Origin of the sequence: Ancylobacter sp. G4_0304 (assembly GCF_047501495.1) — a bacterium.
Lineage (GTDB): Bacteria > Pseudomonadota > Alphaproteobacteria > Rhizobiales > Xanthobacteraceae > Ancylobacter.
In genome coordinates this window covers 1-22673 of sequence record NZ_JAZDRM010000004.1, presented here as the reverse complement: position 1 = coordinate 22673, position 22673 = coordinate 1, and the positions used below count along the sequence as shown (strand labels likewise).

Sequence of the window (22673 nt, the reverse complement as noted above, 5' to 3'; positions counted from 1 at the left end):
GCCGGGGGCTTCCCGGTGGCGGCGAGCGTTCAGGGCGCGGCAATGTTCGCGAGCGCGGCGTCGATCATCCCGGCCAGCTCGGCCTGAAGATCGGCCCGCGAGCGCGGTCCATCCTCGCGGCAGATGGCGTCGTCCTCGCCCTCCGCCGCCAGCAGCGTCAAGGCGCGGGCCGTGCAGCGGCCGAAGGCGGTGAAAACGTTCGCCTCGGGGAGCGCGAGTTGGCGCGCGCCGGGAATCTCGCGGTCCGCAGCGGGCGCACCGAGCCCAATGACGGTGACCGGCACGTCCACCGCGCCAAGGCTCTCCCGCGTGAGGCTGCCGACCAGCTCGGGGGCGACGGCAACCACTGCCCTTATCCGCGGATCGCGATGCGAGGCGCCGAACGCCTCGGTGACCCGGCCGGAGAGATCGACACCGTTCGTGGCGAACCAGGCGCAGTCCGGCCCGCGTGCCGGCGGGTCGCATGACGCGCGGTAGGCCTGCGGATCGAGCCGCGCGCCGGCCAGCGCCAGCGCCGAGGTTCCGCCCAGAAAGAAGCCGACCGCGCTCACGTTGCCGGAGGCCAGATGCGCGGCAAGAGCGGGATCGTTCTCGATCCGGTCCAGCGCCGCACTGAGGTCCCCCGGCCGAAGCCGCACCTCATCGGGCGCCTCTCCTGCCGTTTCCGGCGCCGGCGAACGCGGCAGGGCGACGAGCGCGCCGCGCCCGGCCAGATGCGAGGCGATCCATGAGGCGAGGTTCGGATTGGACCGCAATCCGCCATGGGCCAGCACGACCAGGGGAAAGCGGCCCGTCGCGATGTCCGCGTCGCGTCGCACGGAAACGCCCTCGAACAGCGGCGAGGCGCCGTGATTCTCCGCCGTGCCGCCCGTGCCCGCCGGGTACCAGAGATCGACCGCGATCTTTGCGCCCCGCTCCGGGGCCGGGACTGACAGGCTGCGCAGGCCGACCGGCTCGGCCGCCGACGCCGGCCCAACGCCGACCAGCGACACGCCGAGCGCCACGACGAGACGATGCACGGTCTTCATGTCGTTCGCTCCCCGGCAGCACCACGACGCCGATGCCGGGCTTATAAGGGCCGATGCGGCCGCGCGCAAAGCGGGGGCCGGAGGGTTGGCGCCTTCCCGCACGCGGCCCGGCGGCGTCACTTCATCAGGCCCGCCGCGCGTAGCGCGTCCTCGATGACTTCGCGCACGCCGCGCGGGCGCGTTTCTTCGCCCGAGGGCCGAGGGGCTCCGGCCCTGTCGGCATCGAAGCTCGATCGGCCCGCTTGCTCCCGCGCGGATGCTCCCACAGCCGCGAGAGCGGGCGCGGCGGGCGACGGTTGGGTGGGCGGGGGCCCCGCGGGCTGCACCCCGGCCTGAACGGCGGCAGCCTTTGGCGCCGGGGCAATGCCCCAGAAATGCGCGATGTGCCGTGTCGACGAGATGCCGACATCCAGCAGGAACGGCCCGGCCCGACCGAGCCCCTCCGGGCCCTGCGTGGCGAGCGGCGTGCCGTGACCCATGCCGAGGATGCTGAACTCTTCCATCACCTCGCGCCCGGCGGCGTCGCACCACACGCGGTGCGGGAAGCCGTCGACCTGCTCCAGCCGGGTCGGCAGCATGTCGACGCCGTGCACCCCGCGCCATTGGCCGATGATGGCGGCGGCATTGGCGGGCACCACGATCGTATCGGCCGTGCCCTGCCAGACCGAAAGCCGCGGCCACGGACCGGCATAGGGTCTGCCATCACGGGCAGAGGCGGCACGCAGCCGCGCCTGCAGCTCGTGCTCGCCCAGCCGGCCCTGCCCCTTCATCTGCCGCAGCGCCTGCGGCACGTTGCGGGAGCAGTCATAAGGCAGGCCGGCAATGATCGCGCCACTGGCGAACAGTTCCGGGTAGGTCGCCAGCATCACGCCGGCCATCGCCCCGCCGGCGGACAGGCCGGTGACGAAGACGCGCCCGCGATCCAGCGCGAAGCGCGTCACCAGCGCCTCGATCATCTGCCGGATCGACAGCGCCTCGCCCTCGCCGCGCCGGATATCGCCGGGCACGAACCAGTTGAAGCAGAGGTTGGGATTGTTCTCCCGCTGCTGCTCGGGACAGAGCACGACGAAGCCGTGGCGATCGGCGAGGCGCGACCAGCCGGCGCCGGCCTCGTAGCCCGCCGCGCTCTGGGTGCAGCCGTGCAGCACCACGACCAGCGGCGCGCGCGGGGGCAGATGCTCGGGCACGTAAAAGCGGGCGCGCAGATTGCCCGGATTGGAACCGAACGCGGCGAGGTCGACCAGCCGGTCCTCAGCCTCCTCGGGGCGCGGGGCGGCGCCGGGGGAGGCAGTGCCGAAGCGGCCGGCGCGATGCAGCGCGCGCAGTCGCTGGATCATCTCTGAGAACTGCTTCACGGTCCGGTCCCTTTCCGCGGCGGGCCGCACCACGCGGCCCACCTACGCCTCAACGCGCATCCCGGCCGTTTGTTGCTGCACTGCACAATATGGTGCGCCGGTGTGGGATCACCAGAAGGAGGGAACCGCCGGCTCCAGCGCGCCGCCAAGGCGCACCGGGGCCACGCGGGTGGCAAGGCCCCGTCCGTCGGTCTCCACCGCGAGGCCGGACAACGTGCCCGGCCCGGAGGCCGGCTCGAAGCGCGAGGAGCCGATCTTGCGGGTGAAGCGGCGCAGCGGCTCTTCCTTGTCCATACCGATCACCCCGTCATAACAGCCGCACATTCCGACATCGGTCATGTAGGCGGTACCACCGGGCAGAATGCGGTGGTCGGCGGTCGGGACATGGGTGTGGGTGCCGATGACCAGGCTGGCGCGACCATCGCACCAATGGCCGAAGGCCTGCTTCTCGCTGGTGGTCTCGGCGTGGAAATCCACCACCACCGCATCGGATACCAGCCCCAGAGGGCCGGCATCGAGCTCGCGGTCGATGGCGGCAAAGGGGTCGTCCATCGGGTCCATGAAGGTGCGGCCCATCATGTTGACCACGAGGACCTGCGCGCCCGAGCGGGTCTCGACCAGCGCCGCGCCGCGGCCGGGCGTGCCGGGCGGGTAATTGGCGGGGCGGACGAGGCGCGGGGCGCGCTCGATGAACACCAGCGCCTCGCGCTGGTCGAAGGAATGGTTGCCGAGCGTCACCGCGTCGGCGCCGGCCTCCAGGAATTCCTCGTAGATCGCCTCGGTGATGCCGAAGCCACCGGCGGCGTTCTCGCCATTGACGATCACGCAGTCCAGCGCCCAGTCGGCGCGCAGCCGGGGCAGATAATCGGCCACGACCTGACGGCCTGGCCGCCCGACCACATCGCCAAGAAAAAGCAGGCGCATTGCTACTCCTCAACCACGGCCGGGCAGATGATGCCGGCATCGGTGGCGATGGCGTCGAGGCGCTCGTCATGGACGTCCGCCGGCAGGGTCGGCAGTTCCTGCACGGCGAAGGCATAGCCCAGCGCCTCGATGCGCCGCGCGGCGCGGATCTGCGCCAGGGTGCGGTCGTAATAGCCGGCGCCATAGCCGATGCGGTTGCCGCGCGCATCGAAGGCGGCGAGCGGCACCACGATGACGTCGGGCTCGACCAGCTTCTCGCCCTCGGGCGGGGCGGGAATCGTTAGCCGGCCGGGGCCGACGCTCGGCGCCAGTGGCACCTCCTCGCGCCACTCGCGGAACAGCAGCGGCGTGCTCGCGGCCACCACCACTGGCAAAGCGAGCCGCGCCCCGGCGCCGCGCAGCAGGCCGGCGAGCGGCTCAGTGGCGATTTCGGTGCCGATGGGCGAGAACAGCGCGATCATTTCCCCGGATACATCGCCGAGCCAGCACAGCGCATGGGCGGCGGCCCGCGCGGCCGCCGCGTCCCGGGCGGCGGGATCAAGCTCGGCGCGGCGCTTGAGCGCCACCGCGCGGAGGGCAGCCTTGTCGAGGGAGACCGAGGTCGTAACGGGCATGGATGCCTTGGACAAAAGTGCGGAGCCGCGATGGCCGTTGGTGATCGATCCCGGGAACCTACAACGTAGGTGGGCGCCGTGTGTCCGGACCCACGGGTCCGGTCAGGGACAGCTCCCTTTGAGATCGATAAGGCCCCGGGGAATATGTTCTCCTGACGAACCCCGCAGCCCCGCATCGCTAATCTAGGACGGCGCGGGACGAAATTAAAGGGGGATCGCAGGCCCGGCGAACAGCTTTCCGCGAGCGGGCCTCATACCGTCATCGCGGGCGCCGGCGACGCCGGAGAACCGCGATCGCCCACCGACATCGAGCGATCCCCGATCGGCCGGCGGCCGTCGGGGATGATGTTTGCCAGGACCTCAGTCGACCTTCAGCATGATCTTGCCGATATGCGCGCTCGTCTCCATGCGGGCATGGGCCTCGCTGGCCTTCTCAAGCGGAAACACCTGATCCATCACCGGCTTGACCGTGCCGGCCTCGACCAGCGGCCAGACCTTCTCGGCGATCGCGGCAGCAATGGCGGCCTTCTCGGCCTTCGGGCGCGAGCGCAGGGTCGAGCCCATGTGCGACAGGCGCTTGAGCATCAGGCGCATATAGTCGATCTGCACCTTGGAGCCTTCCATGAAGGCGATCTGCACGATGCGCCCCTGCGGAGAGGCGGCCTCGTAATTGCGGGCGATATAGGAGCCGCCCACCATGTCGAGGATGACGTTGACGCCCTTGCCGCCGGTCTTCTCCTTGACCACGGCCACGAAGTCCTCGGTCTTGTAGTCGATGGCGACGTCGGCACCGAGCTCGCGGCACACCGCACACTTCTCGGCGCTGCCGGCCGTGGTGAACACGCTGGCGCCGAACGCCTTGGCGAGCTGGATCGCCGTGGTGCCGATGCCGGAGGTGCCGCCATGGACCAGGAAGCTCTCACCCGCCTTCAGCCCGGCAAGGTCGAACACATTGGTCCACACCGTGAAGAAGGTCTCGGGAAGCGCGGCCGCCTCGACCATGGACAGGCCGGCGGGCACCGGCAGGGCGGAGGCGTCATCTGCGAGGCAATATTGCGCATAGCCACCGCCGGAGACCAGCGCGCACACCTTGTCGCCAAGCTTCCAGCGGGTCACGCCCTCGCCGAGCGCCACGACCACGCCGGAAATCTCAAGGCCGGGAATATCGGAAGCGCCGGGCGGGGGCGGGTAATAGCCCTTGCGCTGCATCACGTCCGGCCGGTTCACGCCCGCCGCCGCGACCTTGACCAGAATCTCGCCCTTGCCCGGCACCGGCACTGGCCGCTGCTCGGGAACCAGCGCTTCGGGGCCGCCGGGGGTCGGCAGGCCGATCGCGGTCATGGTGGCGGGCAGGTCGGTGGGCGTTCCGGTCACGGGCGGTTCCTCGTCACGGTTTTCTCGGGGGCTTTGCCCTGTGGTTAAGTCAAGCGCCGCAGGCTGGCAACCATGCCCGGCCGGGATTACCTTGTGAAAGCCGGCCGGGTGTCGCAGGGAGCGGGAACCTGCGGAACTTACCGCGCCGCCGGCATTTAACGATGAACAGCTGGGAGGGGCATCCTATGGCGATCGACGACGAGGTTTTTTCGGTGAGGCCGGCACGGGCGCCGGCCACCCACGAGATCGGGGCCGATCTTTCCACCCTGTCGGAGATCGAGATCGAGGAGCGCATGACGCTGCTGGCGTCGGAGATGGAGCGGCTGCGGCTCGCGCTTATCGCCAAACGCGCCTCGCGCGTGGCGGCGGACACTTTCTTCAAGCGCTGAACACGCCCGCGACGGGCGGGCTTAACCCAAGGTTAAGGTTTCTCAACCATTACTTGCGGCAGTCCGATGTTGGACGCGAGTGGTTCCTTTCCACTTTGTTTGACGCCGCCCTGTCTTCACTTCCAGCCGCCCTCGGGGCGGCTTTCTTTTTCGCCTCCCCGCAATCCACGGACCGGCGGGCTGGACAGCCCGGCCACTCTGCGCGACACGCTTAGGCACGCTGGGGAGCGCAGGCGCGAATCGCGCGGACGGTGACAAGAATGGCAGCAGACCGGAACACAGACCCGGGCGGCGGGGCGGTGAACATCGCCGAGCGCCGGCTGGCCTCGCGCGCTTTCGCCGAGCTGTTCGCGGAGGGCATGGCGCTGGTCGAGGAAGCCGCCGCCTATCTCGACGGCACCGGCCGCGTCGAGAGCCGCGACCTGTCCCGGACCGCCCTCACCGCCTATGCCCAGCAGAGCATGCGGCTTTCCACGCGGCTGATGCAGCTCGCCGCCTGGCTGCTGCTCCAGCGCGCGGTGGCCGAGGGCGACATGCGCCCGCAGGACGCGCGGCGCGAGAGCGCGAAGATCGACCTGGAAGGCCCCGCTCCCGACGAGGAGCAGGAAGAGCTTCTGCCGACCACGCTGCGCGACCTGGTGCGCCGCGGCTATGAGCTGCAGCGCCAGATCCAGCGCATCGACGCCGGACTGGCGCGCGGCGCGAACCTTCATGCCGTGCCCGAACGCGCCGGCCAGGAACGCGCCGGCCATTCGGTGGCGAGCCAGATCGGCCGCCTGCGCACCGCCTTCGAGCGCTGAGCGGGCGCGGGAATGCCGCCGGTAATCCACCGCGATTGTCCCGGCCCAGCACGCAAAACCCCGCCGGAAGCCAGCGGCCTCGGCGGGGTTTGCAAAGCGTCACGCGACGGCCGCGAGCGGCCGTGCTGCCTCGAAGGCCGATCAGGCCTTGAGGAAGCCCGCGAACTTCTTCTGGAACTTCGACACGCGGCCGGCGCGGTCGAGCAGCTGCTGCGAGCCGCCGGTCCAGGCCGGGTGGGAGGTCGCGTCGATATCGAGCTGAAGGGTGTCACCCTCCTTGCCCCAGGTCGTCCGCGTCGTGTACTCGGTGCCGTCCGTCATCACCACCTTGACGAAGTGGTAGTCGGGATGGATGTCGCTCTTCATGGGTTGCATCCTCGCCGCCGCTGGGCCGGAACCCTTACGGGAACCGCGCGGCGATCTTCAAAATCGATCCTGCCGGAAATCCGAGCGGCTCTATAACCGAGACCTGAGCGTGACACAAGTCGCACCAACTATCGAAAACTCCGCCCCGGAAAAGTCCGCCCGCCCGCGGCTCACCCCCCTGCTCGCGCTGTGGCCGCATATCCGGCGCTACAAGGGCCGCGCGCTCGCGGCGCTGGCCGCACTGCTCGCCGCCGCGCTGGCGACGCTGGTGGTGCCGATCGCGGTGCGGCGCATGATCGATTTCGGCTTCGATGCCGGCCATGCCGGCTTCATCGACCGCTATTTCGCGGTGATGATCGGCGTGGTGGCGGTGCTCGCGGCCGCCTCGGCCATGCGCTACTACCTCGTGATGACGCTGGGCGAGCGCATCGTGGCGGATCTGCGCGCCGGCGTGTTCGCCCATCTGCTGACGCTGGACGGCGCGTTCTACGATCAGGCGAAGTCCGGCGAGCTGATCTCGCGGCTCACGGCCGACACCACCCAGATCAAGTCGGCGGTGGGCGCCTCGGCCTCGATCGCGCTGCGCAACATCGTGCTGTTCATCGGCGCGGCCATCATGATGGTGGTCACCAGCCCGTGGCTGTCGGCGATCCTGCTGATCGCGATCCCGGTCATCGTCGCGGCGCTGATCGGCTCCGGGCGCGGGGTGCGCCGGCGCTCGCGCGGGGCGCAGGACACGCTCGCCAACGCCTCCGCCTATGCGGCGGAAGCCATCGGCTCGGTGCGCAGCCTTCAAGCCAACACCGCCGAGCGCGCGGCGGATAGCCGGTTCTCCACCGATGTCGAACATTCCTTCGAGGCGGCCCGGCAGGCGGTGCGGGCGCGCGCGCTGCTCACCGGGGTCGGCATCTTTCTCGTCTTCGCCAGCGTGGTCGGCATCCTGTGGGCCGGCGCCAATGCCGTGCTGGCCGGCACCATGAGCGCGGGCACGCTCGGCCAGTTCGTGCTCTACGCCGTGCTCGCGGCGAGCGGGCTTGGCCAGCTCGGCGAGGTGTGGGGCGAAATCTCGCAGGCGGCCGGTGCCACCGAGCGCATCGCCGAACTGCTGGACGAGCGCCCCCATGTGCGCCCGCCGGCCCGCCCGCTCGCCTTGCCGCAGCCGGCGCGGGGCGCGATCGCCTTCACCGATGTGCGCTTTTCCTATCCCACCCGCCCCGACGTGGTGGCACTGGCCGGCGTCAGCTTCCAGATCGCGCCCGGCGAGCGGGTCGCCATCGTCGGGCCCTCGGGCGGCGGCAAGTCGACCCTGTTCCAGCTTCTGCTGCGCTTCTACGACCCGGCGTCAGGCAGCATCGCGGTCGATGGCGTCGACATCGCGCACGCCGACCCGCATGAGGTGCGCGCGCGCATCGCGCTGGTGCCGCAGGACGTGGCGATCTTCGCCGCCAGCATCCGCGAGAACATCCGCCTCGGCCGCCCCGAGGCGAGCGATGCCGAGATCGAGGAGGCCGGCCGGCTCGCCCGCGCCGACGAGTTCGTCGCCCGGCTGCCCGAAGGCTGGGAGACCCCGGTGGGCGAGCGCGGCGTCACGCTCTCCGGCGGCCAGCGCCAGCGCATCGCCATCGCCCGCGCCATCCTGCGCCGCGCCCCGATCCTGCTGCTGGACGAAGCCACCTCGGCACTCGACGCGGAAAGCGAGACGCTGGTGCAGCAGGCGCTCGACCGCTCCATGGAGGGGCGCACCACGCTGGTCATCGCCCATCGCCTGTCGACCGTGCTGTCGGCGGACCGCATTCTGGTGATGGAGCAGGGCCGCATCGTCGAGGAAGGCACCCATGCCAGCCTCATCGCCCAGGGCGGCCTCTACGCCCGGCTCGCCGCGCTGCAGTTCGGCGAGGGGAAGGATAGCTATTGACAAGGTCCGATCGTGACCGAAGCCTGAGCGGTGTTTTCGTAGCGCTGGAGGTCGAGCGTGCCCCCAAAGACCGAAGCCGACATCACAGCACTCATTGTCGCCGCGTTCTCCAAGGAGCTTCTCCGGGATTGGGAGGCCAGCGCCATCCTCGTGCTTCTCAGGCATCCCGGAAGCACGTGCGCACAACTCGGCGCTTTGGTCGGCTGGAAGCCAAGGGCGTGGGACATGCAGATCGGTAAAATCTGCAACAGGAGAGGGTTGAATACGGCCACTCTGGATTCCGCAGCCCTGGACGGCACCGACAAGCCAATAAGGTCGATAGCCAGTTTCAATACTTCTGATCGAACGTGGTCTCCCAAGCCGGCGGCAATCCAAGCTTTTGAGCTGCTTGGCCTTCGCTGAACGTCACACGCCCTGCCACTCCATGCGCAGCGTCGGGCGGCCGGAGAGCGGGTTGGCGCCGCGGCTGACCACAGTGAAGCCGGACTTCTCGTAAAAGCGCACCGCGCGGGTGTTCTCCTCGTTCACGTCCAGCGTGAGACGGCGCGGGGAGTGCCGGCGCGCGGCGGCGATCAGCGCGAGCGCGATGCCCTCGCCCCAATGGTCGGGATGCACCACGAGCTGGTCGACATAGCCCGTTCGGGGATGGATCGTGACGAAGCCGAGCATCTGCGCGCCGGCCCCCGCCGTAGCACCCTCCGGCATCGCGGTCGCGATCTCGATGACCGCACCCTCGTCGATCAGCGTGCCGATGCGATGGCAGATCCAGCCGCGCCGCGCCTCGAAATCGATCTCCGGCATCGCCTCCTGCCAGCTCTCCACCCAGAGCGCGGAAAGCACCGGCATGTGGTCCCAGGAGAAGCCCTGCAAGGCGACGTGGCGGGGTTCGGTCATTTCGACCCGGCTATCTTTCAGTGAGCTTGAGCTCGATGCGGCGGTTGCGGGCGCGGGCTTCGTCGGTATCGGCGGTGTCGAGCGGCTGGTACTCGCCGAAGCCGGCAGCGACCAGATGGGTCGGGGAGACGCCCCTGGACGCCAGATACTGCACCACGGCGATCGAGCGCGCCGCCGACAATTCCCAGTTGGACGGGTATTGCGGGGTCTGGATCGGCCGGTTGTCGGTGTGCCCGTCGACGCGCAGCACCCAGGCGATGTCCGGCGGAATCTGCTGCTCCAGCTCCTTGAGCGCGGTCGCCATCTGGTCCAGGGCCGGAACCGCCTCGGGGCGCAGGCTGGCGAGGCCGAGGTCGAACAGGATTTCCGACTGGAACACGAAACGGTCGCCGACGATGCGCACGCCGGGGCGGTCGCCGAGAATGGCGCGCAGCCGGCCGAAGAATTCCGAACGGTAACGGGTCAGTTCCTGCACGCGCTGCGCCAGCGCCACGTTGAGCCGGCGGCCGAGCTCGGAGAGCCGCGACTGGCTCTCCTTGTCCTTGGTCTCGGCGATGTTCAGCGCCTCTTCCAGCGCCGCGATCTGCCGGCGGAGCGCGGCGATCTGCTGGTTGAGGATGGCGATCTGCGCGGCGGCCTGCGCGCTGGCGTCCTGCTCCTGCGCGAGCTGGCGGCCGAGATCGGCCGAGCGGTTCTGCGCGGCGGCGAGGTCCTCGGGCGCGGAAGCGGCGGCGGCCTCGCCCAAGGCCGCGTCGCGCTCCTGTTCGAGCCGCAACAGGCTCGCGCGCAGCGCGCCGATCTGGCTTTCCGACTCCGCGTCATTGGCGCGCTCCAACGCCAAAAGCTCGGTCAGCTCGCGGATCTGCGCCTGCAGCCGCGCCATGGCGTTGTCCTTGCCGGTGATCTCCTGCGAGAGGAAGAACTGGGCGATGACGAACACCGAGAGCAGGAACACGAAGACCAGCAGCAGCGTCGACAGCGCGTCGACGAAGCCGGGCCAGTAGTCGATGCCGCGCTCGCGGCCCCGGGAGCGTCCCAATGCCATGGGTCAGGCCCGCTCGCGGTCGCTGTCGTTGCGCGCGATCCGCTCCAGCAGCTTCTTGATGTCCTTCTGCTGCTCGGCCTGCGCCTCCACCCAGTCGCGCACCATCTGCTGTTCGCCGCGCATGTGCTGGACGAGACCCTGAAGGCTCTCGGCCAGATGCGCCATGGCGGTGGTCACGCGCTGCGAGCCGGCCTCCGTCATAGTGCGGTCGAGCTTGGCGACCGCCTCGGTGAGCTGGGCGAGGTCGGCGGGCGGCAGGAAGGCGGACGGCGGCGGCAGGCTGCCGACCGGGGCGGCCGCGGCGGGCACGGGCTTGGGCGCCGGCACCGGGACGGGCTTGCGCTCCTCCATGCCGAGGTCCTCCACCGTGGTGGACAGCCAGTCTTCAAGATCGGTGTAGAAGCGGTTCTGCGCCTGCCCGGCCTGAAGGTCGAGGAAGCCGAGCAGCAGCGACCCGGCGAGGCCGAACAGCGAGGACGAGAACGCGATGCCCATGCCGCCGAGCGGCGCGGCGAGGCCGGTCTTCATGGTCTCCAGCGCCGAGGCGCCGTCAGGTCCGACTTCCAGCGAGCCGATGACGCGGCTGATCGAGCCGATGGTCTCAAGAAGACCCCAGAAGGTGCCGAGCAGGCCGAGGAACACCAGCAGCCCGGTGAGATAGCGCAGCAGGTCGCGCGCTTCGTCGAGCCGCGTGCCGATCGACTCCAGGATGTTGCGCATCGTGGTCTGCGAGATCGACATCCGCCCCACGCGGTCGCCGAGCAGCGCGGCCATCGGCGCCAGCAGCTTGGGGGCGCGGCGCACCTCGATGCCCGGCTCCACGATGCGGAAGCCGTTCACCCAGTCGACCTCGGGCAGCAGGCGCACCACCTGGCGGAAGGCGAAGACGACGCCGATGAACAGCACGCCGAAGATCACGCCGTTCAGGCCGGGATTATTGAGGAAGGCGGTCCAGATCTGGCGATGCAGCACCGCGGCGAGCGACACGCAGAGCAGCAGGAACACGAACATCCGCACCAGGAAGATCCGGGGCGACGAAATTTTCAGATAGGGATCGTGGTCGCTCATGCCGGTGGCAGCCTCCTCGCGCGGGGCGCCCGCCAGCACCCTCGTCGACGGGGCGACTATGCCACAGAGCGCGCGAAATGGAACGCGGCGGTACTGCTTTCTTCGCGCGACATCGACGACCGAAAATCCCGGCCCGCTCAGGCCTTGCGGATCACCGCCAGCAGGTCGCGACGGATCTGCTCGTTGCCGGCGACGATGTCACCCTTGGCCAGCATCTTGTCGCCGTCGTCGAGATCACTGACATAGCCGCCCGCCTCGCGCACCAGCACGATGCCGGCCGCCATGTCCCAGGCCTTGAGATTGCGCTCCCAGAAACCGTCGAAACGGCCGGCCGCGACCCAGGCGAGGTCGAGCGCCGCGGCGCCGGTGCGGCGCAGGCCGGAGACCTTCGGCCCCAGCGCGGCATATTCGCGGCCGAAGCCGGCGAGATCGCCGCGGCCCATATGCGGCACGCCGCAGGTGATCACGCTCTCGGACAGCGCGCGGCGGGCGGCGACGCGGATGCGGCGGTCGTTCAGGAAGGCGCCGGCGCCCTTCTCGGCGATGTAGAGCTCATCCATGACGGGATTGAAGATCACGCCCGCCACCGGCACGCCGTCGCGCACCAGCCCGACCGAGATGCAGAACATCGGGATGCCGTGCAGGAAATTGGTGGTGCCGTCGAGCGGGTCGATGATCCAGCGATGGCTCTCGTCGGCGCCGTCGACCTCGCCGCTCTCCTCCATGAGGAAACCGAAATTCGGCCGGGCGCGGGAAAGCTCCTCCTGAAGGATGCGCTCGGCCTTGCGGTCGGCGTTGGAGACGAAATCCGCCGGCCCCTTGAGCGAGACCTGAAGGTTCTCGACCTCGCCGAAATCGCGGACGAGGGAGCGGCCGGCCTTGCGGACGGCCTGGACCATCACGGTCATGAGTGGGGAGCGGATCATGGGAACTTTCCGAAGAGACGAGGGCCCCGCGATCGTGGGGCCACGATGACGGGACATCGATTGCGAGATTTAAGGGAATTCGTGTGCCCGGCGCGGGGCGCTTCGTCAAGGCAACCCTGCCCGGCGCGTCGAGCGGGCGCAGGTCGCATGCCGTGGGGACGAGCCCCGCTCAGCCCATCCCGACGCCGCCGGAGGGGCTGGGGCCGAGCTCGCGGGCGAGGCGCTCCAGCCGGTCGGCGGCGTCCAGCACCGTGCCGGCCAGCGCCTTCTGGTTGTCGCCGAGCCGCTGCTGCGCGCCAGTGCGGGCGGCGCGCTCGGCCTGGAGTTCCTGCTCCAGCGCGCGCACATGCCGGCGCGTCTCGCTGAGCTCGTCGGCGATGGTGATCGCCGCCATCACGCTGAGCCGCTGGTCGCCGATCTCGCCGAAGGCGGCACGCAGCTGGTCGATCTTGGCGTCGACCTCCTGGCCGAGCCGGGTCAGGTGGTCTTCCTGGCCGTCGTCGCAGGCCATGCGATAGGCGCGTCCGGCAATGGTGACGGAGACATGGGCCATGGGCGACGCCTCAGCGCTCATGCGCGGCGAGCACCGCGCGGATGGTTTCCATGGCGCTGCCGAGCCGGCGCGCCACCTCGTCATTGGCGCCTTCCAGCCGCTCGGCCTTGGCCTGCGCGCCATCCAGCGCATCGGCAAGGCGCGCCCGGTCGGCGCCGAGTACATGGAGCTGGGCGGCCAGCGCCGCCTCCTGCCGCTCGACCTCCAGCCGGCGCTCCACGGCGGCTTCCAGCGCCTCGACGGCGGCATTGAAGCGCCGGAGCGCGGCTTCGAGCGGATTGGCGTCGCCGGATGCCGGATGATTCATGAACGCGCGGGTTCCGTCGCAAGGTGCAGGGAGATTCGCGATATCGCGCGATTCCGGCGACATTGAGCCTGCGCCGGCCCGCAGCGTCAACCGCGGCCGCAAGGATCGGACCCGGGTCGACGCGCCGCGCAACCTTCCCCGCCGGCGCTGCGTTTGACAGGACGCGGCGTGGTGCTATCACTCCCCGCGCTGCTGCAATGCGGCAACACCGTGGCCACAGGACCGCGCAGCGAAGCGGATCAGCTTAATCCCCATCCCCGCTGCGCGGCGAGACAACCCCCATCGGGAGACGTCGCCCTCATGTCGAACCGCGAAAAGCACGATCGCATGGCCAACGCCATCCGGGCGCTGTCCATGGATGCCGTCGAGGCCGCCAAGTCCGGCCATCCCGGCATGCCCATGGGCATGGCCGATGTCGCCACCGTCCTGTTCGGCAAGGTGCTGAAGTTCGATCCCACCGATCCGCATTGGCCGGACCGCGACCGCTTCATCCTCTCCGCCGGCCACGGTTCGATGCTGCTGTACTCGGTGCTGCATCTGGTGGGCTATGAAGGCGTGTCGATGGACGACATCCGTCATTTCCGCCAGCTCGGCTCGAAGACCCCCGGCCATCCGGAATTCGGCCACACCGTCGGCGTCGAGACCACCACCGGCCCCCTCGGGCAGGGTATCGCCACCGCGGTCGGCTTCGCGCTGGCCGAGCGCATGGCCGCCGCGCAGTTCGGCCCTGACCTCGTGGATCACCACACCTATGTGATCGCGGGCGACGGCTGCCTGATGGAAGGCCTCTCGGAGGAGGCGATCGAGATCGCCGGCCACCAGAAGCTCGGCAAGCTGATCGTGCTGTGGGACGACAACCACATCACCATTGACGGGCCGACCTCGCTCTCGGTCTCCACCGACCAGCTCGCGCGCTTCGAAGCCTCGGGCTGGGACGCCACCCGCATCGACGGCCACGACCCCGACGCCATCTTCGCCGCCATCGAGCACGCCAAGACCACCGACAAGCCCTCGCTGATCGCCTGTCGCACCACCATCGGCTTCGGCGCTCCTAACAAGGGCGGCACCAATGGCGTGCACGGCGCGCCGCTGGGCGCCGCCGAAATCGCCGCCACCCGCGCCGCTCTGGGCTGGGAGGCCGAGCCGTTCACCGTGCCGACCGACGCGCTCGACGCGTGGCGCCTCGCCGGGCTGCGCTCGCGCCAGGCCCACAAGAGCTGGCTGCAGCGCTTCAAGGACGCCGACATGGACCGGCGCTGCGAGTTCGACCGGCGCCAGCGCGGCGACCTGCCGTCGAAGTTCGCCGAGACGATCGCCGGCGTCATCGCCAAGGCCCGCGCGGATGGCGGCGCGGTCGCCACCCGCAAGTCCTCGGAAATCGTGCTGGAGGCGCTGACCGCCGCGCTGCCGGAAATGGTGGGCGGCTCGGCCGACCTCACCCATTCCAACAACACCAAGACCAAGGCCACCGCCAAGGACGTGCTGCCCCCCGCCTATGACGGGCGCTATGTGAACTGGGGCATTCGCGAGCACGGCATGGCGGCGGCGATGAACGGCCTCGCACTGCATGGCGGCTTCATCCCCTATGGTGGCACCTTCCTGGTGTTCTCCGACTATTGCCGCCCCTCGATCCGTCTCGCGGCACTGATGGGCACCCGCGTGGTCTACGTGTTCACCCACGATTCGATCGGCGTCGGCGAGGATGGCCCGACCCACCAGCCGGTGGAGCAGATCGCCGCGCTGCGCGCCATTCCCAACCTGCTGGTGTTCCGCCCCTGCGACACGGTGGAGACGGCGGAAGCCTGGAAGCTCGCTTTGGAGCATAAGAGCGGCCCGAGCGTGCTGGCGCTGACCCGCCAGAACCTGCCGCTGCTGCGCACCGAGAGCACCGAGCGCTGCCTCACCGCGCGCGGTGCCTATGAGCTGATCCCGGCCTCCGACGAGGCGCAGGTCTCGCTGTTCGCCTCGGGCTCGGAAGTCTCGCTGGCGGCAAGCGCGCGCGAATTGCTGGAAGCCGAAGGCATCCCGACCCGCGTGGTCTCGGTGCCCTGCTTCGAGCTGTTCCTGAACCAGCCCGAAGAGACCCGCCGGCAGGTGGTCGGCAAGGCCCCGGTCAAGGTCGCGATCGAAGCCGCGATCCGTCAGGGCTGGGACGCGGTGGTCGGCTCCGACGCCGCGTTCGTCGGCATGACCGGCTTCGGCGCCTCGGGTCCGGCCCCGCAGGTGTTCGCGCATTTCGGCATCACCGCCGAGGCGGTCGCTACCACGGCGAAAAGCCGGCTGAAGAGCGCAAAATAAGCGGCGCTATGCATTGAGTGCATGGATCGTGCGACAGCTCCGCGCATCGGTCCTATCGAAGGGGAAGGACGCTGGCATAGGCGCCCGCCCCGCGCTATGAGGCCAATGCGCTGGGAGGCGCCCGGACATTAAAAGGAACGGCACGTACAAGGTCCGGCGGCCAGGAACCCACTTTTCATCTCGGGGATAGACGCATGACGCTCAAGGTTGCCATCAACGGTTTCGGACGCATCGGCCGCAATGTGCTGCGCGCGATCATCGAATCCGGCCGTACCGATATCGAAGTCGTTGCCATCAACGATCTCGGACCGGTCGAGACCAATGCGCATCTGTTCCGCTTCGACAGCGTGCACGGCAAGTTCCCCGGCACGGTGACGGTCGAGGGCGACACCATCAATGTCGGCCGCGGCCCGATCAAGGTGACCGCGGTGCGCAACCCGGCCGAGCTGCCGCACACCGCGCTCGGCGTCGACATCGCCCTTGAGTGCACCGGCATCTTCACCTCGAAGGACAAGGCGAGCGCGCACCTGACCGCTGGCGCCAAGCGCGTCATCGTCTCGGCCCCGGCCGACGGCGCCGATTTCACCGTGGTCTACGGCGTGAACCACGACAAGCTGACGAAGGACCACCTCGTCATCTCCAACGCCTCGTGCACCACCAACTGCCTCGCCCCGGTGGCCAAGGTCCTCAACGATGCCGTCGGCATCGAGAAGGGCTTCATGACCACGATCCACTCCTACACCGGCGACCAGCCGACGCTGGACACCATGCACAAGGACCTCTACCGCGCCCGTGCTGCCGCGATGTCGATGATCCCGACCTCGACCGGCGCCGCCAAGGCGGTCGGCCTGGTGCTGCCGGAGCTTGCCGGCAAGCTCGACGGCTCCTCGATCCGCGTGCCGACCCCGAACGTCTCGGTGGTCGACCTGAAATTCGTCGCCAAGAAGACCACCACCAAGGAAGAGATCAACGAGGCGATCAAGGCCGCCGCCGAGGGCTACCTCAAGGGCGTGCTCGGCTATACCAGCCAGCCCAACGTCTCGATCGACTTCAACCACGATGCCCACTCCTCCACCTTCGCTCTCGACCAGACCAAGGTGATGGAAGGCAACTTCGTGCGCGTGCTGAGCTGGTACGACAACGAATGGGGCTTCTCCAACCGCATGTCCGACACCGCGGTGGCACTGGGCAAGCTGATCTGAACGAGTTCCGGCCGGGCCGTCGATAAGACGCCCGGCCGTTTCGTTTGAGCCAGCCAAAGAACCCGAAGCCCATACTGGGGAGAGCCCACATGAGCGAGACCTCCGCCTTCCGCACCCTCGATGACGCCGAATTTGCGGGCAAGCGCGTGCTGGTGCGCGTCGATCTGAACGTGCCGGTCGATGCCGGCCGCGTCACCGACGACACCCGCATCCAGGCCGTACTGCCGACCATTTCCGAGATTTCCTCCAAGGGCGGCAAGGTCATCCTGCTCGCCCATTTCGGCCGCCCCAAGGGCGCCGATCCCAAGCTCTCGCTGGCGCCGATCGCCGGAGAGGTCGCCTCCCGCCTCGGCAAGCCCGTCGCCTTCGCCCCCGCCACCATCGGTCCCGAGGCCGAGGCCGCCGTGACGAAGCTCAAGGATGGCGAGGTCCTGCTGCTGGAGAACACCCGCTTCGACCCGCGCGAGGAGAAGAACGACCCCGCCTTCGTCGAGGCGCTCGCCGCGCTCGGCGACCTCTATGTGAACGACGCCTTCGCCACCGCCCACCGCGCCCATGCCTCCACCGAGGGCCTTGCCCATCACCTGCCGGCCTATGCCGGGCGCTGCATGCAGGTCGAGATCGAGGCGCTGGCCAAGGCGCTGGAGAAGCCCGAGCGCCCGGTCATGGCCGTGGTCGGCGGCGCGAAGGTGTCCTCCAAGCTGGACCTGCTCGGCAATCTGGTCGCCAAGGTCGATGTGCTGGTGATCGGCGGCGGCATGGCCAACACCTTCCTCGCCGCGCAGGGCAAAGATGTCGGCAAGTCGCTGTGCGAACACGACCTCGCCGGCACCGCGCTGGAGATTCTCGACAAGGCCAAGGCCGCCGGCTGCGACGTGGTGCTGCCGGTCGACGCGCTGGCCGCGACCGAGTTCAAGGCCCATGCCGCCCACCGCGTCGCCTCGGTGGACGACATCAAGGCCGACGAGATGATGCTGGACGCCGGCCCGGCCTCGATCGACAACGTGATCGCCAAGCTCAAGACCGCGAAGACGGTGGTCTGGAACGGACCGTTCGGCGCGTTCGAACTGCCGCCCTTCGACATCGCGACGGTGGCGGTCGCCAAGGCGGCGGCGGAGCTGACGGTGGCCGGCAAGCTGCTTTCGGTCGCCGGGGGCGGCGACACGGTGGCGGCGCTCAACCATGCCGGCGTCGCCGACGACTTCACCTATGTCTCGACCGCTGGCGGCGCCTTCCTGGAATGGCTGGAAGGCAAGCCGCTGCCGGGGGTGGAGGCACTGCGCCGGTAGCGCCTTTCCCGATCAGATGGACCCATCTGATCGGGAAGGAATGGCTTCAGCTGTCTAAATCCAGAACCTCCCGGTTCGGGTGCTCCATCCGAACCGGGAGGTTCAAGCTTCGCGACGCGATCGCGCCTCAAGACGTGACGCGTTGAGTTGACGCAAGGTCCAGCTTCGCCTTTCGAGCGAGGCTGGAAAATGAGGTTCCTGAGGTTTACCGACGCGTCATGTGTCGAGAAATTTAAGGCGCCGATGCTATAAATCCATCAGGTCTCCTCCCGCCACGGCCCTATCGGCGGGAGGGGGTTCGTCCTTCTCGTGCGGGAGAAAACGATGACGGCCAGTCTCGACGAAGTTGCGTATAAAATGTGTGCCGGCGGCAAGGGCATCCTGGCCGCCGACGAGAGTTCAAGCACGATCAAGAAGCGTTTCGACGATATCGGCGTCGAATCCACCTTCGACAATCGCCGTGATTACCGCGAGATGCTGTTTCGCTCCGAAGAGGCGATGACCAAGTACATCTCGGGCGTCATCCTGTTCGACGAGACCATCCGCCAGAAGGCCAAGGACGGCACGCCGCTGGTCGAACTGATCCAGAAGGCCGGCTCGATTCCCGGCATCAAGGTCGATGCCGGCGCCAAGCCGCAGCCGGGTGCGCCCGGCGAGACCATCACCGAGGGCCTCGACGGCCTCGGTGGCCGCCTGAAGGAATATTACGACCTCGGCGCGCGCTTTTCGAAGTGGCGGGCGGTGATCGACATCGGCAACGGCATTCCGAGCTACACCTCGCTGATCGCCAACGCCCAGGCGCTGGCCCGCTACGCGGCGCTGTGCCAGGAAGCCAACATCGTGCCGATCGTCGAGCCGGAAGTGCTGATGGACGGCGACCACGACATCGACCGCTGCTACCACGTCACCGAATGGGTTCTGAAGGAAACCTTCCAGCAGCTCTATTACGCCCGCATCCGCCTCGAAGGCATGGTGCTGAAGCCGAACATGGTGGTGTCCGGCAAGAAGTGCCCGAAGCAGGCATCGGTCGCGGAAGTCGCCGAGAAGACGGTGCGCCTGCTCAAGAACTGCGTGCCTTCCGCCGTCCCCGGCATCGCCTTCCTGTCCGGCGGCCAGTCGGACGAGGACGCCACCGCCCATCTCGACGCCATGATCAAGATCGGCGGGCTGCCCTGGAACCTCACCTTCTCCTATGGCCGCGCGCTTCAGGCCGCGCCGCAGAAGGCGTGGTCGGGCAAGGATGAGAACTGGGCCGCCGGCCAGGCCGCCTTCACCCACCGCGCCAAGATGAACTACCTCGCCGCGCTGGGCCAGTGGAGCGCCGAGGTCGAAAGCAAGAAGGCGGCCTGAGGCCGGCTCTCCTGCACCACTCTCTCGTCGAAACGCCGCCCCTTCCGGGCGGCGTTTTTCGTTAGACGACCATCGGAAACGAAAATGCCCGGCGCGCGGCCGGGCATTCTTTGTCGTTCGAGCGAAGGAAAGCCGTGCCTTCAGCGGCGGAAGCCGCCCCCGCCAAAGCCATGGAACCCGCCGCCGCCGAAATCGCCGCCGCGGAAGCCGCCATCGCCGAAGCCGCCCCGGTAGCCCCCGCCACCGAAATCGCCATAGCCGCCGGCTCGGGCGAAGTCGTTGAAACGCTGGTCGCCCATCGACTGGAAGCTGCGCTGGCTGTCCAGCCGGTCGATCTGGCCCTGATCGGTGTCGCGCTGCCAGCCGCCATTGGCCGCCTGATGCTGCCAGGCACCGTCATCGCCATATTGATGGATCGAGCCGTCATGGTCCGTGTAGATGTTGCCGTTGTTCCAGGCCACCGCATTGCCGGTGCGCGCATTGCCGGCGACGCCGCGGCTGTCGGCGCTCACATGGCCGTCGACGTCGGTCACGCCGGTCTCCGAGGCATGGCCGATGCCGGTGGTCGGGTTGTAGCCCGCGGACTGCCGCCCGGCGGCGAAATTGCCGTTATAGGCATTGCCCTCGATGCCGGCGCGCGCCTCGCCATGAGCCCCGGAATAGGGATTGTCATAGGCGCCCTCGCGGCCGGCCGCGTAGTTCCCGCTCCACGGGTTGAAGGCCGCCCCGCCGCGCCCGGCGAAGGCGGTGCCGTTGCCGGTCACGCCGGCGACGTTGCGCCCGGCCCATTCATTGCCGGTCCACGGGTTGTAGCCATAGGCATGGTTGACCACGGCCGCGCCGCCCCAGGCGCCATAGATGTTGGTCTGGTTGATATTGACGTTGGTCCAGGGCCCGCCCCACGGGCCATGGCCCCAATAGGGGCCCCACCACGGATCGGCGACGCCCCAGTCATAGCCGTCGACGAAGCCGAAGGCGAAGCCGGTGGTCCAGCCGAAGGCGGCGTTGTAGCCATAGGTCGGCGGGCAGCCATACCAGTAGGTGGCGCCGACATAGCCCACGCAATTATAGCCGGTGCCGTAGACCACCGTGCCGCCGGGCGCCAGCACCACGCCGAGATAGCCGGGGGTGTAGCCGACCGTCACCGCGTCGGGCGTCGAGGCATAGACCCGCACATAGGTCACATAGTGAAGCGGCGAGGACACGGGAATCGTGTAGATCGCCGCCGGCACCACATCGGCGACATTCCACGGGCCGGTCGGCGCGGTGGAAACGAACCACGCGGCGTGGAACAGCGCGTAGTAGCGGCCGGTGTCGAGCTGGATCACCGGCGTGCGGGTGTTCTCGGCATAGAGCAGCGTGGTGCCCTTGATCGGCACGAATTTCGGCGTGCCGCCATCATACTGGATGGTGAGCTGGGTGTTGCGGGCGATGGTCGCGGTCTGCGGCACGGTGGCGGCGATGGCCGCTTCCTTGGCCTGCGGCGTGCCTGGCACCGCCACCAGCGCGTTCGCCGCCGGATCGGTCGGGGAGATCTTTGCGAAACCGGCCGGCAGGTCGGAGCCGGCGACGAAGCTCCACGGGCCGTTCAGCCCGGCGGAGCGGAACCAGCGGCCCGAGACCAGCACGTAGTAATTATTGTTGCTCGGGTCCATGAACACGGCGTGGTTGGCGTTGCTCATGCGCAGCAGAGAGGTGCCGGTGACCGGCGCCATCTGCGCCGCGCCATTGGTCAGCACCAGCTCGGTTGGGGTGGTGACAACCATCACGGCGGCGGGCTGCGCCGGCTTCTGGCCATTGGCCGGCAGCATGGACTGCGCCGGCTCGTTGTAATTGGCGGTACCACCAGCGGCCTGGAGGTCCGGCGACGGGGCGGACGTCACCGTCCACGGCCCCTCAATCGCGGGCGCCTGATACCAGATGCCGGCGGCCTGAAGGTGATAGGCCCCGGTGCTGTCGACCAGGATCAGCGGGCCGGTATTGATCACGCGCTGATAGCCCTGCGCGCCCTGCACAGGGCGCAGCACCGGCGTGCCGGCGACCTGCACCAGGAGGGTCGGCGTGCTGGCAAACACGATGCGCGGCGGGGTGTTGTCCACCGGCTGCGTCATCTCCTTGGTGATTTCCTTAGCCGCCGCATAGGAGGTGGTGAGGTGGTCGAGCGCCACGCTCATGCCTTGCGGGGGAATGCGCGACTGCAGCGCGCTCATCAGCGCGGTGTCCTGCGAGGGATCGGTCGGCACGTCGACCTTGGTGACCTCGATCGAGGAGAGCTGGGCGAGGCGCGCCGGCTTGTCGATCGCCACGCGCGCGGTGAAATGGGCGATGCCGTAGGTCGGCGTGCCCTTGGCCGGGCCGATGGCGATGGCGGCACGGCCGGAAAGCTGGTCGCCGTTCCAGGTCTCGATCAGCGGCTGATAGACCTGAAGCAGCTGGTCGCCGACATCGAAGCTGCGCGGCCAGGCCAGCGCGCCGGCGGACATGCCCTGATAGGGCGCGGAGGCGGTACCGGCTCCCGCGGCCGGCGCCGGGGCGGCGGGCTGTTGCGCCAGCGCGACGCTGGGCGGCAGCAACGGAGTGCCGAGGGTGAAGACACAGGCGAGAAGCGCGGCGGCACGCAGGACACGAGCGGGCATGATTTCCCCCTGCCGGCGGTACGCCGGCGCGTTTTAACACCTATGTACCTATCATTCGCCTCTGTCACGGTGAAGCGGCTCCCCGCTTGCGCGCCGTGACATCTTCATGATCGCGCGCCCCTTCAACAACGTCGTGACATGCTCTAGGACAGGGGTGAACCCGGCCCGGCGGGCCGCCCCCATAAGGCCGGCCGCCCCTCTCGGCGCGCAGGAGCGCGGCGCGGCTGCGGCCTGTCGCGGTCGGCCACGAAGCCGCCGCGACCGGCGCCAGTTTCGTCGTGCTTTCGCCGCCATCCTGCGACATGGCTCGACGATGGCACGAAACCAGTCCCCTCCCCCC

Annotated in this window: 21 protein-coding genes and 1 other RNA gene; 8 read left to right on the top strand and 14 right to left on the bottom strand. The window is 68.9% G+C overall.

Annotated features, from left to right (window positions below):
• Nucleotides 1–29 precede the first annotated feature (29 nt).
• From VRZ77_RS03405 to VRZ77_RS03380, 6 genes are all read right to left on the bottom strand, one after another.
• Entirely contained in the window at nucleotides 30–1028 is a 999-nt protein-coding gene (locus VRZ77_RS03405) for an alpha/beta hydrolase family protein (RefSeq protein WP_414591306.1), read from the bottom strand.
• Nucleotides 1029–1144: 116 nt separating this feature from the next.
• Complete coding sequence (locus VRZ77_RS03400) at nucleotides 1145–2383, bottom strand: alpha/beta hydrolase family esterase (protein ID WP_414591305.1); 1239 nt, start codon at nucleotides 2381–2383, stop codon at nucleotides 1145–1147.
• Between the two features lie 108 nt (nucleotides 2384–2491).
• On the bottom strand, nucleotides 2492–3307 hold the full coding sequence (locus tag VRZ77_RS03395) for a TIGR00282 family metallophosphoesterase (RefSeq protein WP_414591304.1): 816 nt from the start codon (nucleotides 3305–3307) through the stop codon (nucleotides 2492–2494).
• A 2-nt stretch (nucleotides 3308–3309) separates the two neighbouring features.
• Complete coding sequence (locus tag VRZ77_RS03390; RefSeq protein ID WP_414591303.1) at nucleotides 3310–3921, bottom strand: 5-formyltetrahydrofolate cyclo-ligase; 612 nt, start codon at nucleotides 3919–3921, stop codon at nucleotides 3310–3312.
• Nucleotides 3922–3939: 18 nt separating this feature from the next.
• A non-coding RNA gene (gene ssrS / locus VRZ77_RS03385) (6S RNA) lies at nucleotides 3940–4095 on the bottom strand.
• Between the two features lie 186 nt (nucleotides 4096–4281).
• Nucleotides 4282–5262, bottom strand: coding sequence for an NAD(P)H-quinone oxidoreductase (locus VRZ77_RS03380; protein ID WP_414591383.1), 981 nt, complete (start codon nucleotides 5260–5262; stop codon nucleotides 4282–4284).
• 218 nt (nucleotides 5263–5480) lie between these two features.
• Here VRZ77_RS03380 and VRZ77_RS03375 point away from each other — a divergent pair, with 218 nt between their 5' ends.
• Together VRZ77_RS03375 and VRZ77_RS03370 are read left to right on the top strand one after the other, a co-directional pair.
• A complete protein-coding gene (locus VRZ77_RS03375) occupies nucleotides 5481–5684 on the top strand; it encodes a DUF1192 domain-containing protein (RefSeq protein ID WP_414591302.1) in 204 nt (67 codons plus the stop codon).
• A gap of 260 nt (nucleotides 5685–5944) precedes the next feature.
• Nucleotides 5945–6484 carry a DUF1465 family protein gene (locus VRZ77_RS03370; RefSeq protein WP_414591301.1) on the top strand — a complete coding sequence of 180 codons (540 nt, stop codon included), beginning with the start codon at nucleotides 5945–5947 and terminating at the stop codon, nucleotides 6482–6484.
• A gap of 141 nt (nucleotides 6485–6625) precedes the next feature.
• Here VRZ77_RS03370 and rpmE read toward each other — a convergent pair whose 3' ends face one another.
• Nucleotides 6626–6850, bottom strand: coding sequence for a 50S ribosomal protein L31 (rpmE, locus tag VRZ77_RS03365; RefSeq protein WP_241621554.1), 225 nt, complete (start codon nucleotides 6848–6850; stop codon nucleotides 6626–6628).
• 109 nt (nucleotides 6851–6959) lie between these two features.
• Between rpmE and VRZ77_RS03360 the strand changes: the two genes are divergently transcribed.
• Nucleotides 6960–8765: an ABC transporter transmembrane domain-containing protein gene (locus tag VRZ77_RS03360; protein WP_414591300.1), complete on the top strand. Its 1806-nt coding sequence runs from the start codon at nucleotides 6960–6962 to the stop codon at nucleotides 8763–8765.
• A 57-nt stretch (nucleotides 8766–8822) separates the two neighbouring features.
• Nucleotides 8823–9167, top strand: coding sequence for a hypothetical protein (locus tag VRZ77_RS03355; protein ID WP_414591299.1), 345 nt, complete (start codon nucleotides 8823–8825; stop codon nucleotides 9165–9167).
• A 3-nt stretch (nucleotides 9168–9170) separates the two neighbouring features.
• On the opposite strand, the gene VRZ77_RS03350 is transcribed toward VRZ77_RS03355, so the two are convergent.
• The 6 genes from VRZ77_RS03350 to VRZ77_RS03325 all read right to left on the bottom strand — a co-directional run bounded on the left by VRZ77_RS03350 (nucleotide 9171) and on the right by VRZ77_RS03325 (nucleotide 13558).
• A complete protein-coding gene (locus tag VRZ77_RS03350) occupies nucleotides 9171–9659 on the bottom strand; it encodes a GNAT family N-acetyltransferase (protein ID WP_414591298.1) in 489 nt (162 codons plus the stop codon).
• A gap of 10 nt (nucleotides 9660–9669) precedes the next feature.
• Complete coding sequence (locus VRZ77_RS03345; protein ID WP_414591297.1) at nucleotides 9670–10704, bottom strand: peptidoglycan -binding protein; 1035 nt, start codon at nucleotides 10702–10704, stop codon at nucleotides 9670–9672.
• Nucleotides 10705–10707: 3 nt separating this feature from the next.
• Entirely contained in the window at nucleotides 10708–11772 is a 1065-nt protein-coding gene (locus VRZ77_RS03340) for a flagellar motor protein MotA (protein WP_414591296.1), read from the bottom strand.
• A gap of 137 nt (nucleotides 11773–11909) precedes the next feature.
• The gene (locus tag VRZ77_RS03335; RefSeq protein WP_414591295.1) at nucleotides 11910–12698 is read right to left on the bottom strand and encodes an inositol monophosphatase family protein; all 789 of its coding nucleotides are present in this window, start codon (nucleotides 12696–12698) and stop codon (nucleotides 11910–11912) included.
• Between the two features lie 169 nt (nucleotides 12699–12867).
• Complete coding sequence (locus tag VRZ77_RS03330; RefSeq protein WP_414591294.1) at nucleotides 12868–13251, bottom strand: cell division protein ZapA; 384 nt, start codon at nucleotides 13249–13251, stop codon at nucleotides 12868–12870.
• A 10-nt stretch (nucleotides 13252–13261) separates the two neighbouring features.
• A complete protein-coding gene (locus VRZ77_RS03325) occupies nucleotides 13262–13558 on the bottom strand; it encodes a DUF4164 domain-containing protein (RefSeq protein ID WP_414591293.1) in 297 nt (98 codons plus the stop codon).
• Between the two features lie 300 nt (nucleotides 13559–13858).
• On the opposite strand from VRZ77_RS03325, the gene tkt reads away from it, so the two are divergent.
• From tkt to VRZ77_RS03305, 4 genes are all read left to right on the top strand, one after another.
• Nucleotides 13859–15856, top strand: a complete 1998-nt coding sequence (tkt, locus tag VRZ77_RS03320) for a transketolase (RefSeq protein WP_414591292.1) — start codon at nucleotides 13859–13861, stop codon at nucleotides 15854–15856.
• A 194-nt stretch (nucleotides 15857–16050) separates the two neighbouring features.
• Entirely contained in the window at nucleotides 16051–17058 is a 1008-nt protein-coding gene (gap, locus tag VRZ77_RS03315) for a type I glyceraldehyde-3-phosphate dehydrogenase (RefSeq protein WP_414591291.1), read from the top strand.
• 89 nt (nucleotides 17059–17147) lie between these two features.
• On the top strand, nucleotides 17148–18347 hold the full coding sequence (locus VRZ77_RS03310; RefSeq protein WP_414591290.1) for a phosphoglycerate kinase: 1200 nt from the start codon (nucleotides 17148–17150) through the stop codon (nucleotides 18345–18347).
• Nucleotides 18348–18671: 324 nt separating this feature from the next.
• Nucleotides 18672–19697, top strand: a complete 1026-nt coding sequence (locus tag VRZ77_RS03305; RefSeq protein ID WP_414591289.1) for a class I fructose-bisphosphate aldolase — start codon at nucleotides 18672–18674, stop codon at nucleotides 19695–19697.
• 140 nt (nucleotides 19698–19837) lie between these two features.
• Here the strand turns inward: VRZ77_RS03305 and VRZ77_RS03300 are convergent, their stop codons facing one another.
• Nucleotides 19838–22333: a carbohydrate-binding family V/XII gene (locus VRZ77_RS03300; protein WP_414591288.1), complete on the bottom strand. Its 2496-nt coding sequence runs from the start codon at nucleotides 22331–22333 to the stop codon at nucleotides 19838–19840.
• Between the last annotated feature and the right edge of the window lie 340 nt (nucleotides 22334–22673).

Excerpts from the sequence above, each read along its gene's own strand:
- VRZ77_RS03405 (WP_414591306.1), bottom strand. The coding sequence starts at position 1,028 with ATGAAGACCGTGCATCGTCTCGTCGTGGCGCTCGGCGTGTCGCTGGTC.
- VRZ77_RS03395 (WP_414591304.1), bottom strand. The coding sequence starts at position 3,307 with ATGCGCCTGCTTTTTCTTGGCGATGTGGTCGGGCGGCCAGGCCGTCAG.
- VRZ77_RS03390 (WP_414591303.1), bottom strand. The coding sequence starts at position 3,921 with ATGCCCGTTACGACCTCGGTCTCCCTCGACAAGGCTGCCCTCCGCGCG.
- VRZ77_RS03380 (WP_414591383.1), bottom strand. The coding sequence starts at position 5,262 with ATGACCGCGATCGGCCTGCCGACCCCCGGCGGCCCCGAAGCGCTGGTT.
- VRZ77_RS03375 (WP_414591302.1), top strand. The coding sequence starts at position 5,481 with ATGGCGATCGACGACGAGGTTTTTTCGGTGAGGCCGGCACGGGCGCCG.
- VRZ77_RS03370 (WP_414591301.1), top strand. The coding sequence starts at position 5,945 with ATGGCAGCAGACCGGAACACAGACCCGGGCGGCGGGGCGGTGAACATC.
- rpmE (WP_241621554.1), bottom strand. The coding sequence starts at position 6,850 with ATGAAGAGCGACATCCATCCCGACTACCACTTCGTCAAGGTGGTGATG.
- VRZ77_RS03350 (WP_414591298.1), bottom strand. The coding sequence starts at position 9,659 with ATGACCGAACCCCGCCACGTCGCCTTGCAGGGCTTCTCCTGGGACCAC.
- VRZ77_RS03345 (WP_414591297.1), bottom strand. The coding sequence starts at position 10,704 with ATGGCATTGGGACGCTCCCGGGGCCGCGAGCGCGGCATCGACTACTGG.
- VRZ77_RS03340 (WP_414591296.1), bottom strand. The coding sequence starts at position 11,772 with ATGAGCGACCACGATCCCTATCTGAAAATTTCGTCGCCCCGGATCTTC.
- VRZ77_RS03335 (WP_414591295.1), bottom strand. The coding sequence starts at position 12,698 with ATGATCCGCTCCCCACTCATGACCGTGATGGTCCAGGCCGTCCGCAAG.
- VRZ77_RS03330 (WP_414591294.1), bottom strand. The coding sequence starts at position 13,251 with ATGGCCCATGTCTCCGTCACCATTGCCGGACGCGCCTATCGCATGGCC.
- VRZ77_RS03325 (WP_414591293.1), bottom strand. The coding sequence starts at position 13,558 with ATGAATCATCCGGCATCCGGCGACGCCAATCCGCTCGAAGCCGCGCTC.
- tkt (WP_414591292.1), top strand. The coding sequence starts at position 13,859 with ATGTCGAACCGCGAAAAGCACGATCGCATGGCCAACGCCATCCGGGCG.
- gap (WP_414591291.1), top strand. The coding sequence starts at position 16,051 with ATGACGCTCAAGGTTGCCATCAACGGTTTCGGACGCATCGGCCGCAAT.
- VRZ77_RS03310 (WP_414591290.1), top strand. The coding sequence starts at position 17,148 with ATGAGCGAGACCTCCGCCTTCCGCACCCTCGATGACGCCGAATTTGCG.
- VRZ77_RS03305 (WP_414591289.1), top strand. The coding sequence starts at position 18,672 with ATGACGGCCAGTCTCGACGAAGTTGCGTATAAAATGTGTGCCGGCGGC.
- VRZ77_RS03300 (WP_414591288.1), bottom strand. The coding sequence starts at position 22,333 with ATGCCCGCTCGTGTCCTGCGTGCCGCCGCGCTTCTCGCCTGTGTCTTC.